15 protein-coding genes are annotated in these 15,235 nt (G+C 58.0%); 12 read left to right on the top strand and 3 right to left on the bottom strand.

Going from position 1 to position 15,235, the window contains the following annotated elements:
* Positions 1-11: 11 nt before the first annotated feature.
* The 6 genes from C9I57_RS03720 to C9I57_RS03695 all read left to right on the top strand — a co-directional run bounded on the left by C9I57_RS03720 (position 12) and on the right by C9I57_RS03695 (position 4,462).
* Positions 12-242: a biotin/lipoyl-containing protein gene (locus tag C9I57_RS03720; protein WP_018442715.1), complete on the top strand. Its 231-nt coding sequence runs from the start codon at positions 12-14 to the stop codon at positions 240-242.
* A gap of 15 nt (positions 243-257) precedes the next feature.
* Positions 258-1,013 (top strand): 2-oxo acid dehydrogenase subunit E2, encoded by a 756-nt coding sequence (locus C9I57_RS03715; protein ID WP_258187487.1) that lies wholly within the window; start codon positions 258-260, stop codon positions 1,011-1,013.
* A 68-nt stretch (positions 1,014-1,081) separates the two neighbouring features.
* On the top strand, positions 1,082-1,480 hold the full coding sequence (locus tag C9I57_RS03710) for a putative quinol monooxygenase (RefSeq protein WP_258187486.1): 399 nt from the start codon (positions 1,082-1,084) through the stop codon (positions 1,478-1,480).
* 96 nt (positions 1,481-1,576) lie between these two features.
* Entirely contained in the window at positions 1,577-2,089 is a 513-nt protein-coding gene (locus C9I57_RS03705) for an SRPBCC family protein (protein ID WP_181321718.1), read from the top strand.
* A gap of 92 nt (positions 2,090-2,181) precedes the next feature.
* Positions 2,182-3,561 carry a DUF1329 domain-containing protein gene (locus C9I57_RS03700; protein ID WP_107149318.1) on the top strand — a complete coding sequence of 460 codons (1,380 nt, stop codon included), beginning with the start codon at positions 2,182-2,184 and terminating at the stop codon, positions 3,559-3,561.
* Between the two features lie 232 nt (positions 3,562-3,793).
* Positions 3,794-4,462 carry a nitroreductase family protein gene (locus tag C9I57_RS03695; RefSeq protein ID WP_107149700.1) on the top strand — a complete coding sequence of 223 codons (669 nt, stop codon included), beginning with the start codon at positions 3,794-3,796 and terminating at the stop codon, positions 4,460-4,462.
* Positions 4,463-4,470: 8 nt separating this feature from the next.
* Here C9I57_RS03695 and C9I57_RS03690 read toward each other — a convergent pair whose 3' ends face one another.
* The 3 genes from C9I57_RS03690 to C9I57_RS03680 all read right to left on the bottom strand — a co-directional run bounded on the left by C9I57_RS03690 (position 4,471) and on the right by C9I57_RS03680 (position 8,446).
* The gene (locus C9I57_RS03690) at positions 4,471-5,724 is read right to left on the bottom strand and encodes an acetyl-CoA hydrolase/transferase family protein (protein WP_107149317.1); all 1,254 of its coding nucleotides are present in this window, start codon (positions 5,722-5,724) and stop codon (positions 4,471-4,473) included.
* A 62-nt stretch (positions 5,725-5,786) separates the two neighbouring features.
* Complete coding sequence (locus C9I57_RS03685) at positions 5,787-6,983, bottom strand: acetyl-CoA acetyltransferase (RefSeq protein ID WP_107149316.1); 1,197 nt, start codon at positions 6,981-6,983, stop codon at positions 5,787-5,789.
* A gap of 11 nt (positions 6,984-6,994) precedes the next feature.
* A complete protein-coding gene (locus C9I57_RS03680) occupies positions 6,995-8,446 on the bottom strand; it encodes a 3-oxoacyl-[acyl-carrier-protein] synthase III C-terminal domain-containing protein (RefSeq protein WP_107149315.1) in 1,452 nt (483 codons plus the stop codon).
* Between the two features lie 332 nt (positions 8,447-8,778).
* Between C9I57_RS03680 and C9I57_RS03675 the strand changes: the two genes are divergently transcribed.
* The 6 genes from C9I57_RS03675 (at position 8,779) to meaB (ending at position 15,230) form a co-directional block, all read left to right on the top strand.
* Complete coding sequence (locus C9I57_RS03675) at positions 8,779-9,990, top strand: acyl-CoA dehydrogenase family protein (protein WP_181321717.1); 1,212 nt, start codon at positions 8,779-8,781, stop codon at positions 9,988-9,990.
* A 58-nt stretch (positions 9,991-10,048) separates the two neighbouring features.
* Complete coding sequence (locus tag C9I57_RS03670; RefSeq protein WP_107149313.1) at positions 10,049-11,248, top strand: acyl-CoA dehydrogenase family protein; 1,200 nt, start codon at positions 10,049-10,051, stop codon at positions 11,246-11,248.
* Positions 11,249-11,270: 22 nt separating this feature from the next.
* Complete coding sequence (locus C9I57_RS03665; protein ID WP_107149312.1) at positions 11,271-12,068, top strand: enoyl-CoA hydratase/isomerase family protein; 798 nt, start codon at positions 11,271-11,273, stop codon at positions 12,066-12,068.
* A gap of 105 nt (positions 12,069-12,173) precedes the next feature.
* Positions 12,174-13,838 (top strand): methylmalonyl-CoA mutase family protein, encoded by a 1,665-nt coding sequence (locus C9I57_RS03660; protein WP_258187485.1) that lies wholly within the window; start codon positions 12,174-12,176, stop codon positions 13,836-13,838.
* Positions 13,839-13,845: 7 nt separating this feature from the next.
* Positions 13,846-14,256 carry a cobalamin B12-binding domain-containing protein gene (locus C9I57_RS03655; RefSeq protein WP_020566433.1) on the top strand — a complete coding sequence of 137 codons (411 nt, stop codon included), beginning with the start codon at positions 13,846-13,848 and terminating at the stop codon, positions 14,254-14,256.
* Positions 14,253-15,230, top strand: coding sequence for a methylmalonyl Co-A mutase-associated GTPase MeaB (meaB, locus tag C9I57_RS03650; RefSeq protein WP_107149311.1), 978 nt, complete (start codon positions 14,253-14,255; stop codon positions 15,228-15,230). Before C9I57_RS03655 ends, meaB begins: the two co-directional genes overlap by 4 nt.
* Positions 15,231-15,235 lie beyond the last annotated feature (5 nt).

The raw sequence follows: 15,235 nt of genomic DNA, 5'->3' as shown, positions 1-15,235 counted from the left end.
GGGGACTGTCTATGAGTACCGATGTTCTTATGCCCAAGCTGGGCTTTTCGATGAACGAGGGAACGCTCGTCGAATGGCTCGCGGCCGATGGCGCAGCAATCAGCGAGGGGCAGCCGTTGTATGCGTTGGAAAGCGACAAGTCGGTTCAGGAAATCGAGGCACCTGCTTCTGGGACGCTGAAGATAATTGCTAGCGTCGGCGAGGTTTATCCCGTGGGCGAGCTGCTCGCGCAGATCGGCTGAGATGAGAGTATAGAAATGATGAGCCCTTCATCTGGACTTTACGGCGATCTACCGCCTTGGCCTGAGGTGGATTTCGCGGCTTTCGGAGAAACCGAAACCGTACCGCTGTCGCGAATCCAAAAACTGACCGCTGGGTATCTATCGCGGAATTGGTTGGCGATTCCGCAGGTGACACACCACGACGAGGCCGACATCACTTCCCTGGACGCTTTTCGAGCGCGGCTAGCGGAGGACACCGGCGCGCGAGTGACCCCTTTGGCATTCATCGTCAAGGCATTGGTGGAAGCGCTGCGTCAGTTCCCGCGCTTCAATGCCTCTCTCGATGCAAGCGGCCAGAATCTGATCGTCAAGAAGTATTTCCACATAGGCGTCGCCGTGGACACGCCGTCAGGTCTGCTGGTTGCCGTGATACGCGACTGCGACAAGAAAGGTGTCGTGGAACTCGCTGGTGAGATCGGTGCGGTTTCTTCGCGCGCACGTCAGAAGGGGTTACCGATGGGCGACATGGTCGGGGGATGCATGACGGTCAGTTCATTAGGCAATATCGGTGGAACCGCATTCTCTCCGATCATCAATGCCCCTGAGGTGGCGATCCTAGGCGTGACCAAGGCGCAATGGAAGCCACTTCGCGACGGTGATGCGATCGACTGGCGGCTGATGTTGCCGCTATCGCTCACTTACGATCACCGTGTTATCAACGGCGCAGACGCAGCACGGTTCGCTGTGTTCGTTGCCGATGTGCTGAGCCGGCCGGAGTCATTGATGAAATAGGCGCAGCGAAGGAACATAGATGCGATGGTTCGGCATTTATCAATTCAAGTGATTTGCAAGGAGTTTTTATGTCTTCTAAATGGGTGCGCGACGCTAACTGTTTTGTTTCGAGATTTACTGTGGATCCGGAGCGGAGAGCTGAATTTCTCGCTGCACTGGATGAACTGGCTGGCAATGCCGCGAACTGGTACGACGAAGGCTGCAATTTCGCATTTCATGGATGGGGCCGAAACCCTAACGAATGGGTGGCGATCGCTTCATGGAAGTCGGAGGACTACGTGAACAAGATGCGCCAGACGGCTTGGTACAAGGACACTCAGCAGCGGATGCTCGAGTGCAGCTCGCATCCGATGATCATGGAGCAGTTCAGTGGCATGAACGTCGATCGCTCGGTATTTACGCGATACCCCGCCGGAAGCTCTCAAGTACACATGAAAACGAAGACCCTCGACGTGATCTTTCTCTAGCCATTAGTCGCCATCGAGCTCGCGCCTCGGATGTCGGACGCGAGCGACGCGTGGCGGTTGCGTCAATGCATACAAATAGTTTTGGAGGAAATGAGCATGCGCAAATTCAAACGCGGTCACGCCGAGGTGCGAGGTGTCGTAGATGCTCCGGCTGAACAAGTTTGGGAATTGCTAACCGACTGGGATGCCCTGCTGACTTGGTGGATCAAGCCCGAAGAGGGAGGCCGCCCGGGTCCCGATCTCGCGAGCGTCGAGTTGGAGGGAGGGCCGCACGACGTGCCTCGGACGCGCGTCGTTCGCCATGTAACGGGGTCGACTGTCGACGAAACCCTGCTCGTTCAGAACGATGAGACGCGGCGCATCTACTACAACATGGTGTACCGGCCGAACCCCGGCGGTGCGGTGCTGCGTAGCGAATTCGAGAACTACTTGGCGACCACGATGGTGGACACCTTGCCCGATGGCAAGACCTTGATGACATTCAAGGCCGAGTTCGACGTTGTAGAGCCTGCCGATCTCGATCTCATGCGTTCGATCATTGAGAGAACGTGGACAGATGCGATCTTGCAAGGTTTTCGACGTTATTTTGCGAGGACCAAGGCGTCGTAGCGTGGCGTCCGTGTGAAGCCTGTTGGGCAAGTTAATCCATATCAAAGGGCGTGCAGTTTTGAAGAAGGCCGCCGCCTTGGAGGAGGCATAGAATGATCCGCAAGACAACCCATATCGTCTCGGCCTTGCTCGCCGTGATCTTCTCCGGCCAGTGCATGGCCGCAGTTAGCGCGGCAGAAGCGCAGAAACTGAAAGGCCCCGAGCTGACACCCATTGGTGCAGAGGCCGCCGGCAATAAAGAAGGTACTATTCCGGCATACACGGGCGAAGGTCTTAAGACGCCCGCGGAATTTGGTAGCGACAAATCGGACCCGTACAAACGTCCCGATCCATTCGCCAACGAGAAGCCGCTATACACCATCACCGCGCAAAATGCCGCGCAATACGCAGACAAGCTCGACGGCATGATCGATATGTTTAAGAGATATCCCAATTTCCGGATGGATATTTATCCCACCCATCGCACGATCGTATATAACAAGACGGTGATCGCCAATACGATGAAGAACGCGACGGAGTGCAAGGGGGAAGACGGTGATCTTCGACTGGAGGGGTGTTGGGGCGGATTCGCTTTTCCAATTCCTACCAACGGCACACAGGTTATGTGGGACCACCTAACGACTTATATTGGTTATGCATGGGGGGGATATTCGAATTCCTACGTGGTGTCCGCGAATGGTTCTTCTTACCTTGTGCAAGGCAACAAGGTTTCGGAGCAGTCTCCGTATTTTGATCCAAGGGCCACGGCGCCGGCGACGGGAAAGACTATCTATTGGGCGTTTAGAGACGACACCGACGCGCCGTCGAGCCAATCCGGACAGAAGCTCGTGCTGATCGATTCTCTCGATCATGTCCGTCGGGCTTATCAGTACATTCCCGGCCTGCGCCGCGTTAAGCTCGCTCCGACTCTGGCCTATGACACCCCGAGTCCAGCCGCCGGGGGAGCGGCAACGATGGATGATGCCGAGGTCTTCCAAGGTGCGGTCGACCGCTATGACTGGAAGCTGATCGGCAAGAAAGAAAAGTACATCATGTATAACAACTTCAAGCTCGCCGACCATACGAGCTGTGATGACAAGAAGCTCCTAACCAAGAACTTCGCGAATCCAGATTGCGTGCGCTGGGAGTTGCATAGGGTTTGGGTGGTGGAAGGAAAACTTAAGCCGGGGTTCCGCCATATCTATGCGCGCCGGATGATGTACTGGGATGAAGATAGTTTCAGTGCGGGCTTGTCTGAAAATTACGATGCGGCCGGAAAACTCTATCGTATCGTTACGGCCCTCAGTATTCCGTTCTACGTGAGCGAGGGGGGCGGGGCGCTGGGCGACGATACGTTCAATTATGATCTCCAAACCGGTGTTTGGTCAGCGCAGGGCGCCTTAGGTAACGTCGGCGCAGGAGTCGTGCACCAAGAGCCGAAGGATATGAGCTTCTTCTCCCCCGACACGATGGCCGGCGAGGGCATCCGCTAGCTTGGCGCATATTTTGGTGCCCCTCCCGCAGAATCGCGCTACGGGTGGGGTTTTATGCCACAGCGCTTTCGTGGATATGCTCGCCGTGCGGCCCTCGGCCTCGGGGCAGACGATGCGAACGATGGGACGTAGATATATCGGAGGCGGAATCGGCATCGCTAATGCGTTGACGTTCGGTCGCCTTGCCGGGTTGAACGCTGCCCGGGACTCTCGACGTTGTAAGGTCATACTTATGGATCGCGTACCTGTGATCGATTCTCCGGACGGCCCGACTGTTCTTTCGTTCGATGGTTCCGGCCGACGTTCCGTAAGGCGATACAAGCCAGACGCCGTTAGCCATTACACGATTGAGCGTCTTCTACGCGCCGCGATCGCCGCGCCGTCCGCACACAACCGGCAACCGTGGCGATTCGCCGTGATTGATGCGTTCGACCGAAAGGCGGCATTGGCTACATCAATGGGCGAGCGTCTACGGAGCGACCGCCTGCGGGATGGCGACAAGGCAAGCGACGTGGAGCGTGACGTCGAGCGATCCTATGCTCGAATCACTTCTGCTCCGGTAATCATCGTCGTATGCATGACGATGGATGATATGGATACCTATCCGGATCCGATTCGCAGCCGGTGCGAACAGTTGATGGCGGTACAAAGTACGGCGATGGCGGGCGCTAACCTGCTGTTGGCCGCCCACGCCGTCGGCTTAGGCGCGTGTTGGCTATGTGCTCCATTGTTCTGCCCCGACGTTATAGCCGAGGTTCTGGGTTTGCCGGCGCACTGGCAAGCGCAAGGGCTGATCACTCTAGGGTATCCCTCGGCCGCGGCCAAGCCGTTCCTAAGACGCTCAGTCGACGAAGTCGCTATGTTCGTTCGCAGCGACACTGACGAAAGCCGTAGTAAGTGAGCGTCAAGCTAAAGGCAACCGGCAATCTCACGCCAGGAACGCGATAAACCTTCGCGGAATGCGGGGGCTGCTACATCGATCAACGCCTTGGCGCGTTCGTGGACACTTGCGCCAACCAGGCGGGCGACCCCGAATTCGGTGACGATGTAGTCGACGTCGACGCGCGAGAGTGTCGCGATCGACCGCTCGCTCAGCTGAGGCACCACGCGTGATCCCGTTCCGGCACTGTGTGTCGCCGAAAGCGCGACGATGCTCCGCCCGCCGTTGGAAAGGCGTGCTCCACGCGCAAAATCGGGTGCGCCGCCGGGCCCGCTAATGGAGCGGCCATCAGCATGCTCGAGATTGCATTGCCCGAACAAATCGACTTCAAGTGCCGAATTGACCGAGATGAAACAGTCTTTGCTGGCCAACGTCTGCAGGTTGTGCGTCACCTCGCAACCGACGACCTGAAGAGCTTCACATTCGGCTGCCCATCGGTAGAGCGATTCGGATCCTACGAGCACGCAGCAGGCGTGGATAACACTTTCATCGATTGCGCCCGCCGCGGCCAGATCGACGAAACCATCGGAAAGCATGCCTGAATGAAATCGGAGGTTGCGACGGTCTTTGAGCTGAAGGCAGAGGGCCGCCGGCACTCTACCTAGCCCGATCTGAACTGTTGATCCGTCGTCGATTAGGGAGGCAACGTGGCGCGCTACCGATACCGAGCTGTCGTCGAGTGGCGTGACGTACTGCGGGAGCGCCGAATCAACCTCGCATACGTAATCGAACCGCGAATACGGAACGGTCGCTGCTCCGGACACCCGCGGCGTGCGTTGGTTTATCAGGGCGAGGATACTTCGGGTTCTACCGATCACAGTCGGGACAAATTCCACGGCCGGCCCAAGGGAGCACAACCCTTGCTCATCGGGCGGCGAGACCTGGAGCACAGTCAAGTCCAGCTCGACGTTTTCCCTGATGTGGCGGACGAATCCCGCATACGTGACAGGAAGGAAACGATAGCGCTCGTCGCGTTGTGCGTCGTGCAACCCTGGCTGCATGAACAAGCCGCTAACGGCTGCGGTGGGATGGAATCGATCGATGTCCAGCTTGTTGATTCCGGGAACGTAGCTCGTGAGAATGCTCGCGTGCTGTGTACGGTTGGGCTCGCGCAGCAACGCAGACATGAACACGGACGGTTCGCCGCTCGACCCCGGAATGAATATGTGGTGCTGCGGCTTGACCAGTTGGGCAAGCTCGGCCTCCGCGATGTACTCAGCCATAATTGTTGTACCTGCCCGCGCACCGGTTCCCGCTGCCCTGCGGCAACCGGCCACGCGGTTCGTTAGAGAAGACCGAGAATGGAGATCGCCGCAACCCCGAGGTAGGGAACGCCGCCTAGGTTATGCGTGAGTCCGACAGTTGGGTTGTCCAACTGGCGCTCGCCAGCGCGATGCAGCAATTGGTTGTAGATCTCGTAGGCCATGCGCAGTCCCGATGCGGCGATGGGATGGCCGAAGCACTTCAGGCCCCCGTCGATTTGACAGGGGACACTTCCATCAGCATCGTAAAAACCATCGAGGACGTCGGTTACGGCTCTGCCTTCGCCTGAGACGAACAGATCTTCCATCGTAACCAGTTCGGTAATCGAAAAGCAGTCGTGAACCTCCATCAGGCTCAGCTGCTCGCGCGGGTTCGTAATGCCCGCTTCCTCATAGGCGCGTCGAGCTGCGTGGCGCGTCGTTCTGACGTAGCTCCCATCCCACTGCGTTGTGTGCGACTCAATACCGGAGCTGCTGGCGAGTTGGATTGCCTTGATCGCCACCAGATCCCGTTTTCCCAGAGACCTGGCGATTTCGGGTGTAGTGACGATTGCGCAGGCCGCTCCATCGCTCACACCACAGCAGTCGAATAACCCAAGCGGCTCGGCGATCATCGGCGCACCGAGGATCTGGTCCATAGTTACCTTCTTGCGGATGTGTGCCTTTGGGCTCTTGACGCCGTTCTCGTGGCTCTTCCACGAGACATGGCCGATCGCTCTCTTTAGATCTTCGTGCGACACCCCGTGCTTGGCGCGATATCCGGCCGCCAATTGGGCAAAGCCGGCTGGCGCGGAACCCAGGGGCAGCCAAAGGTCGTTCAGCGTTCCTTTGTAGGGCGCAGGAAGGCCGCCGTAGCCGGTGTCCTTCAGCTTTTCCGCGCCAATCGCTAGGGCGATATCTACCGCGCCCGATGCCACCGCATAGACGGCACCGCGCAATGCCTCGGTGCCGGTAGCACACATGTTCTCCATGCGGCTCACCGGCACGCCTTCCAGACGCAGTGCAAGAGACGCCGGAATCGACGAATTCCCTACGTTGATTTCGTCGAGACAGGATCCGTACCACGCGGCGTCGATTTCCTTCCGTTCAATCCCGGCATCGACCAGCGCTTCTTCAAAAGCCTCCGCCATGAGCTGATGCGTGCCTACATCCCAGCGTTCGCCAAATTTCGTACATCCCATGCCAAGAATGGCGACCTTGTCCTTGATGCCAGATGCCATGATTGCGCCCCTTATGCTTGCACCGGTGAGGTTTTCCAGAAATAACGCGGATATCCACGGTCCTTGTCTACGTCTTTGATCCGGAATACCACCTTCAGCGAGGTACCCACCTCAAGTCCGGCTGCGCCGACATCGACCGTCTCGGTCAACAGGCGAGCGCCGTTCTCGAATTGCGTGAAACCGACGTAGAGTGGCGGCGCTGGATGATACGAGAGCCAATCGGCGGTATAAGTGAGCACGTGGCACTTCTCATCCACCAGAGAGAGTTGGTGGAAGTTTTCGCTCGGTGCTGCGCACGAAGCATTGACGCAGTAGGCTAATTGGGGGAATTGGATTGTCCCGCATTTGGCACATTTGCCCGCCATGAAGTGGGCCAGTTGAAAACTGGACCGGTATTGTTCGGTTAGGGCCGTCTTAACCACCTTCTCGCCGCGCATGCCCCACTCGAGTTCGATGGCTTCATCGTAGGAGAGCATGCGCAGATAGGCATCGTGGGATTGTGCGTCGGCCAGCGCGCCGTTAATGCCACGGCGGGGTGAGAAGGACTTCAACCCGTCCGTTGTCTGGAGAACAAGCACATCCACGCCTTGGCCGAAACTGGCTAATACGATGACTTCGCCAGGGGCGGCGCGCTCCAGCACGTGCGCAAGCATGAGCAACCCGTGAGCGGTACCGGTGAAACCACAGTTCTCGCTAAGGTTGTCGGCTTCTGCTTCAGGAGGAATGCCGAGACTCTTTGCGACCATCGCGGCGATGCCTTTCATTGGTGTTGCCAAAATGAAATGGCTGACCTCGGCAGCAGGGATACCTGCTTGCGTCAACGCGGCGCTTACGGCTTGCGGAACCAGCTTTGCGTAGCCTTCGTCGCGAATCCAGCGCTCTTCCCAGACATAGTCGTATTTGGCGTTCGCCGCGCGGAAGTGATCGACGAACATTGCGTTGCGGCTAGAAGATCCGATCACATGCGCCAGAACGTTTTCGCTACCGAGAGTGAATGCCGCGGCGCCGGCTCCGTAGCCGATCTCCTGCGTGCTGGCCGGTTTGCCGCGAGGGCGGTCGCTTGCGACAAAGAGCGCGGGCCCCGATGCTGATTGCAGGGCTGCAAGAAGACCGGCAGTACCGGCGCGCTGCGAATAACCTAGATCCATTGTCCTTGCGTCGGCAGGCAAACCGAGGGCTCCTGCGACGATGGCCGAGTTCTGCAAATCGGCAAACGGCATGGTGGTGGACGCCATAGACACAGCAACAAAATGGGACGTTGGCTTGGTGTCGAGCGCATCTCGTGCGGCCTCGACAGCCATCGTTACGGCGTCTTCGTCCCAACTGCAGAATGCCCGCTGGCCCTTGCTCAGGGAGCGAAGGCTAGGCGCCATCCATTTATGCGCGGCGGCGATGGCGGCTCGCTGCATCCGGAGCCGCGGTATGTAGCCTCCGAAGCCCGTGATTCCATAGGTGTTGTTCATCGACACTTGTCGCCCTTCACGTTGATTGGCCAGTTCTGCTGTGGTAGGAGTAAAAGAAGTATGCAAGAATACGATACACTACGAAATTAGATGGGTCAACCGACGTGAAGTGATAGGTGCCCCGCAGCTGAATTCGTTCGACGTCTGCAAAGTGCTAACTGCCAGCGTCATATGTAATGTGCCACGGGTGCACGACTTGGTGCGCCGTTGGCCGGTCGAGGTGTAGGAGGGCGCTGCAGAATCGGAGGGGTGCATGGTTTCCGGTGCCAGTGCCATGCCGACTGCGGTCCTTGACAGCGCCCTCCCGTGCGTTAACCTTTACAGAATATGCAGTGCCGGATAAAGTAGGCATCAAGACGATATGTCTGCATATCAAATGGATGCCGGCGATCAAAGGCCGGGTGGGGATCGCACCCGTTCAGATGTTGTCTCCTGAGGTGGTTATGAGTTCTCCGTTGGACCGCGAATCGAAGAGCATTATCGAAAATACGTTGCTCCGCTTCATCGCAGAATCTTATGAGCCAAGCGCACGGCATCAGCGCGTGAGACAAGGCCACGTGGATTGCTTGCTGCACTGGGGGCTCTTGGCGCAGCTCGGCGTGCTCGGGCTACCTTTCGAAGAAGCTTTCGGGGGCCTCGGCGGAGCCAGTGCCGATATCGCCGATGCTGTGACAGTATTGGCTAAAGGCTTGATCTTCGAGCCCTTCATCGAATCGGCGGTGATTGCTGGAACTGTACTCGCGCGTGGTCGAGACCCGGAGCAACGGGGGCAGGCTGTCACGCAAGCGATCGAGGGCGCGAGCGTGACGGCGATGCTTGGCGGCCGCTCAGGCGTGCCGGACCAGCTCTCTTTCAAGAAAACCCCAGAGGGTTACCGCTTATCTGGGAATTTGTCGCTCATTCCCTTCGCGGAACAGGCTGATTTCTGGCTGCTGATGGCGGTTGACAGCGATGGCACACCTGCGATTTTTCGGGTTCCCCGTTCAGAGACACGGGCGCATGTCGCCAGCTATCGCCTTATGGACGGTAAGCCGGCTGCTGACATTCGTTTCGACGACACGGCTATTCCATTATTGACCGCATGGGTTCAAGGGGAGGCTGCTCGAGAGGCCATGGACCTCGCAAGCCGGCGGGCCGTCAGCGCTTACTGCGCGGACGCGGTCGGTGTTATGGCATTGCTTTTGGAAGTGACAGGCGAATATCTACGTACTCGGGTCCAGTTCGGCGTCGCTATCGGGACGTTTCAGGCATTACAGCACCGGTATGCAGATATGCACATGGGTCTCGTTCAGGCCCAAGCCATTACGCGCGAGCTTGCCGGCCGCGTCGATGCTGCGACATCGGGGGACCACACTTGGCTTTGTTTTGCTGCATCCTCGGTGGTCGAGCGGGCAGCGAAATTGGTTGGTCAGGAAGCCATTCAGATGCATGGGGGCATGGGCGTAACCGACGAACTGATCGTCAGTCATTGCAATGCAAGGCTGGTGGTCTTGACGCGGCTGATACGCGCTTGGGTCGACCAAAGCGCGGCTTCGGGTAGCTAGGCGAAGCTGTCTGCTGGGTGGTGGCCTGGGACGAGGGTAGAAACATCAGGAGAGTGCGATGGAGAGTGGTGTAGATTCGGAATTCGACGAGGCCGCGTTTCGGCGAGAGGTCAGCGCGTTCGTGCGTTCCGAACTTGCTGCCGAGACCAGGTACCGGGTAGAAAACGGCCTTTACCTGGAGAAAGCCGACTACGTTGGCTGGCAAAAGGCGCTGCACCGTCGCGGTTGGTTCGCGGCGAATTGGCCCGTGGCGTTCGGCGGACAGGGCTGGTCAATGCGAAAGGAGCACGCCTTTTTGCAGGAGTGCGCTCTCAATGCGGCGCCCATGATCATTCCTTATGGCGTCAGCATGGTCGGCCCCGTGCTCTACACCTTCGGCAATGAAGACCAGAAACGTCGATACCTGCCAGGTATCCTCAGCAGCGACACCTGGTGGTGCCAAGGATACTCGGAGCCGAATGCCGGGTCGGACTTGGCCTCGTTGTCGACGGCGGCAGTGCGCGACGGGGAGTGCTACGTCGTCAACGGTACCAAGATGTGGACGACAGAAGCGCATTGGGCCGACATGATGCATTGTCTCGTTCGCACAGATGGTTCCGGCAAAAAGCAGCAAGGCATTAGCTTTCTTTTGATCGACATGCGCACGCCCGGCATCACGGTCGAACCTATCGTGACGCTGGATGGCGAGCACCATACGAATCAGGTGTTTTTCGACAACGTTCGTGTGCCCGCCGAGAACCTCGTCGGTGCCGAAGGCGAAGGCTGGAAGATTGCAAAATTCCTGTTGTCGCGAGAGAGAACTTCAATTGCGGATACTGGAAGCAGGATACGGCAAATGCGGCAGATCAAGGGGACCTTCTCCAATTATGCCGCTCGAATGCGGGATGTGGAGCGAACGCTTGCGCGAGCGCGGATGATGGAGGTCGAAGCCAGTCTCACCGCGCTGGTCGCCTTGGAGCGCCATTACTTCGATGAATGGGAAGCTGGGCGCGATGACGGCGTCGGCGCATCGGTTCTTAAAGTGCTCAGCACGGAATTGTTGCAGCGGATGACCGAGTTCTGGCGAGATGCGCTTGGCGTGTACGGGGCATGCTATGACCCGACCTGTCGCAGAGACGGAGGGCTTGGCGCATCAGAGCCATGGCGACAGGCCGCGGCAATCAACTACGCCTACCTCTACGGCCGATGCTGGAGCATCTTCGGCGGTTCCAACGAAATTCAGCGCAACATCATTGCGGGCGCGTTGTTGCGCCGGTAATTCCTTGCAACAGGATGTGAATATGAGCGAACCCCTTGTGCTGGCTTCGGAATCCGATGGGATTTTGGAACTGGTATTGAACCGCCCATCCAAACTGAACGCCATCAACGGTGAGATGTACGATGCGTTGGTCGTACAGACGGAGCGCTTTGCTACCGAACCTTCGCTGCGTGTAATGCTGATTCGCGCGCGCGGCAAGTACTTCAGCGCGGGTGTCGATCTCAACAGCGAACTCGGCCCCGATCCTAGTCTGGCGAGCCCGACGGCGTTCCGCCAATGGTACCGAGAAGGCCGTGGCAGCTTGCACCCGCTGCTCGATCGCTTCGAGGTCATCGAAAAGCCTATTGTCGTTGCTCACCATGGTCCATGCCTTGGTGGTGCGCTGGAGATGTCGCTATCCTGTGATTTCCGCCTCGCGGCACAAAGCGCCCGTTATGGTTTGCCGGAGACAGCATTCGGCAATATTCCCGGGTCTGGCGGTACGAGCCGGATGGCTCGGCTGGTGGGGCCTCAGTGGGCTCGCTGGTTCATAATGGCGAACCTGCAAATGGATGCTACCAAAGCCGAGCGTATCGGCCTAATCCACGATGTCTATTCTGACGAGGAATTCGAAGCGAGGGTACGGGAATTCTGTCTCAATTTGGCGAAGCAACCCGCCGAAGCGATCGGCGCCGCGAAGCTCGCCATCGAATTGTGCGCCGACCTTGACCGGGCTCAGGCGCGCAATGTGGAGCGCATCGTGGCCAGCGGCCTGTTTTTCGGCGATGAATTCCGCAACCTGTTCGCCGCACTGCGCGAAAAACTTGGCAAAAGGTCTTAAGCGGAGTTCCGGTCAGACAACTGGTTGGCGAGCGCGTTCATCAATCGGCTCGCGCCAAGCCGGAACCAAGCAATGAAGCGCTCCTTTGGAGGCGACAGGAGGGACATGAAAGCGAACGAGGGTGGTTCGTCTCTGGCGGAAAACATCGCGAACGTTGAAGTTAAGCTGTCGCGTACCGCCACGTGGAGTGGTCTTGAAACGAACGCGAGTTACGGCCCGGCAGACGCCGCGAACGTTGACTACGAACGTGATCTCGGTGATCCGGGACAATATCCGTATACGCGTGGCGCGTATCCTCAGATGTACCGAAGCCGCATGTGGACCCTGCGTAATATTGTTGGCTTCGGGGCGCCAGAAGACACGCGCGGTGGAATCGAACGTGCTCTGCAAATGGGCACGGCGGGTATCAATATCGTTGTCGATACGCTCGGACAGGAGGCGATCGACGCTGACCACCCCGCGCTAACCAACGACGCCGGCCAGGAGGGCTGTTCGATCTCTTGCGTGCGAGACATGGAGGTGTTGCTGCAAGGTATCGACGTGACGCAGCAAGACGTTGCATGGCATAGCACCATGATGACTTATCCGCTGGTCGCGGCGCTGGCACAGAAGCAGGGGAAGGACATGGCGAAGCTGCAAGGTTCGCACATGCCGGACCATCTGCAACTGAGACTTGCCGGTTGGAGCGAAAAGATCGTTCCCGCGGAACTGGGCCACCGGACGACAGTGGACTGCATCGAGTACAGCGCCAAGAACAGTCCTCGCTGGGCTTTGGGGTGTCCGCAGGCGTACGATATGCGGGAGAGAGGCCTCGGTGCAGCCGGCGAAATCGCCGTAGGCATGGCGATCGTCAACCAGACGCTTATGGACCTTGGCGCGCGCGGCATGACAGCGGATCAGGTGTGCCCGAGTATGGCCTGGGTGTCGCCGTCGGACATCGACTTCTTTGAGGAAATAGCGAAGTTTCGTGCTTTGCGACGGATTTGGGCACGCACCATGAAGGAACGTTTCGGAGCGAGCGATCCCCGCGCGCAACGGCTGCGGATCGCATGTCATACCTCCGGTCGCTCCCTGGTGTACCAGCAACCGCTCAACAATCTGTCCCGTGCCGCCGTGCAGACGCTGGCAGCACTACTCGGTGGGGTGCAATCAGTCGAAACATGTACCTACGATGAACCGGTCTGCATTCCCACTGAAGAAGCCCGAGAACTGGCTACGCGCACCCAACAAATTTTGGCGCACGAAATTGGGGCGGCGCGCGTCGCTGATCCGCTCGGCGGAAGCTATTACATCGAGAGCCTCACCAATCAAGTCGAAGCCGACGCGTTGACGATGCTTGGAAAGATCGAGGATATCGGGTTGGTCAAGGCCATCGAGGATGGCTACATCGAAGGTTTGATGGATGAGTTCAACTACAACCAGAAGCAAGAACTCGATAGCAAAAAGCGGATACAGGTTGGGGTGAACGCATTTGTTCCGAAAGACGAGCCGCCTCCAAAGCGCTTTTCGTTCGACCAGCGGATGATGGCGAGCCATCTACAACGGTTCAAGGAAATGAAGGCGGCCCGCGACCAGCCGCAACTCGCGGAACGAATCCAAACACTCTACCGCGTGGCGAAGCGCCGCGAGAATTCACACCAAGCCATGATTGACGCGTTGATCGCGGATGCTTCCATTGGCGAGGTTTGGGGTACGGTTCGTGTGGCGAATGGCCTGCCGTACGATCCCTTCAGGGTGATCGAATCACCTTTTACCTATACCGAGAGCTGAGTGAGATATGACCGGTGAAAGGAAAATTCGCTGCCTACTTGGAATGCTTGGCACGGACGTGCATACCAAGGGAATCCGCACGCTGGCGCAGCTGTTTCGAGACAATGGGATCGAGGTGGTGTACCTAGGTGAGCACAACACTGTCGATGGTATGGTGAACGCAGTGATCCAGGAAGACGTCGATCTCGTCGGCATCAGTTTCTCGATCGCTACCTATCTTCACTACGCAAAAGAGCTCATCGACGCAATGAACGCGCGCGGTGTCGGCAACGTGCCAGTCATGGTGGGTGGCCTCGTGCATCCGGATGACCACGAGCCGCTGCGGAAAATCGGCGTATCAGGAATATTTGGTCCCGGGTCCGCTACGTCGGAGATATTGGCCTTTGTTCGCAGCGCTTGCCTGCCTCCTGTGCAATGAGTGAACTTGAACGGCTGTCAGTTGCTCAACAGGTCGACGCCGTCCTGTCGGGGAATCTACGTGCCGTTGCACGGCTCATCACGAGAGCTGAAAACGGAGATCCATCTATCCGTGACGTCATGAAGCAGCTTTACCGCCATGGAGGGCGAGCGCAACTAATTGGGATCACTGGTCCCCCAGGAGCAGGCAAGAGCACATTGCTAGATCAGCTCATTGCGACGTATCGACGACACGGAAAGCGAGTTGCAATCCTCGCCGTGGACCCGTCGAGTCCGTATTCGGGCGGTGCATTATTGGGCGATCGGGTCCGTATGAATCGTCACGATTCGGATCCGGCGGTCTTCATTCGAAGTATGGCGTCGCGCGGAGCGCTCGGTGGCCTCGCAATGGCGGCAGGCGACGCCCTGACTATCATGGACGCGATGGGCTGGGATGTCATCGTCGTGGAGACGGTGGGCATAGGCCAGAGCGAAATGGGCGTCATGCGCTACGCGTCATGCATCGTTCTTTTGCAAACTGCTTTGAGCGGTGACGAGACGCAGTTATCGAAGGCCGGCGTTCTCGAGATCGGGGATATCTTCGTTGTCAACAAGGCCGACGTTGCTGGAAGCCATCGCATGGTCAACGCTCTTAGGGAGATGGTCCACTCGCGCAATGACCAGAACACTTTGAAAGGGTGGTATCCCGATGTCGTCGCAACCGAAGCTACCACCGGACGCGGAGTCGATGAGTTGTACGAAAAGATTCAGCGGCGCTTTGACTTTCTGAGCGCGCATCCCGCGGCCGCGCAGGAATTGTCTTTGACTCAATTAAGAGCTCGCGCGTTCGAGATTGCAAAGGACGTCATAGGTCGTCGCATCGAACGTGAACTAGACGAACATGGAGGCGATCCGCAGCTGCTGTTGGACGCATTGAATCGAAAGATCGATCCCTATGATCTCTCGGACCGATTGTTTAACAAAGCGTCGGCTTGATGCAA

The organism is Trinickia symbiotica, assembly GCF_003028655.1.
Lineage (GTDB): Bacteria > Pseudomonadota > Gammaproteobacteria > Burkholderiales > Burkholderiaceae > Trinickia > Trinickia symbiotica_A.
The sequence above is the reverse complement of the archived record's forward strand: the minus strand, read 5'-3'. Positions and strand labels throughout refer to the sequence as shown.

What these genes read in the sequence shown, in the direction of transcription:
- C9I57_RS03720 (WP_018442715.1), top strand. Translation starts at nt 12, where the DNA reads ATGAGTACCGATGTTCTTATGCCCAAGCTGGGCTTTTCGATGAACGAG.
- C9I57_RS03715 (WP_258187487.1), top strand. Translation starts at nt 258, where the DNA reads ATGATGAGCCCTTCATCTGGACTTTACGGCGATCTACCGCCTTGGCCT.
- C9I57_RS03710 (WP_258187486.1), top strand. Translation starts at nt 1,082, where the DNA reads ATGTCTTCTAAATGGGTGCGCGACGCTAACTGTTTTGTTTCGAGATTT.
- C9I57_RS03705 (WP_181321718.1), top strand. Translation starts at nt 1,577, where the DNA reads ATGCGCAAATTCAAACGCGGTCACGCCGAGGTGCGAGGTGTCGTAGAT.
- C9I57_RS03700 (WP_107149318.1), top strand. Translation starts at nt 2,182, where the DNA reads ATGATCCGCAAGACAACCCATATCGTCTCGGCCTTGCTCGCCGTGATC.
- C9I57_RS03695 (WP_107149700.1), top strand. Translation starts at nt 3,794, where the DNA reads ATGGATCGCGTACCTGTGATCGATTCTCCGGACGGCCCGACTGTTCTT.
- C9I57_RS03690 (WP_107149317.1), bottom strand. Translation starts at nt 5,724, where the DNA reads ATGGCTGAGTACATCGCGGAGGCCGAGCTTGCCCAACTGGTCAAGCCG.
- C9I57_RS03685 (WP_107149316.1), bottom strand. Translation starts at nt 6,983, where the DNA reads ATGGCATCTGGCATCAAGGACAAGGTCGCCATTCTTGGCATGGGATGT.
- C9I57_RS03680 (WP_107149315.1), bottom strand. Translation starts at nt 8,446, where the DNA reads ATGAACAACACCTATGGAATCACGGGCTTCGGAGGCTACATACCGCGG.
- C9I57_RS03670 (WP_107149313.1), top strand. Translation starts at nt 10,049, where the DNA reads ATGGAGAGTGGTGTAGATTCGGAATTCGACGAGGCCGCGTTTCGGCGA.
- C9I57_RS03665 (WP_107149312.1), top strand. Translation starts at nt 11,271, where the DNA reads ATGAGCGAACCCCTTGTGCTGGCTTCGGAATCCGATGGGATTTTGGAA.
- C9I57_RS03660 (WP_258187485.1), top strand. Translation starts at nt 12,174, where the DNA reads ATGAAAGCGAACGAGGGTGGTTCGTCTCTGGCGGAAAACATCGCGAAC.
- C9I57_RS03655 (WP_020566433.1), top strand. Translation starts at nt 13,846, where the DNA reads ATGACCGGTGAAAGGAAAATTCGCTGCCTACTTGGAATGCTTGGCACG.
- meaB (WP_107149311.1), top strand. Translation starts at nt 14,253, where the DNA reads ATGAGTGAACTTGAACGGCTGTCAGTTGCTCAACAGGTCGACGCCGTC.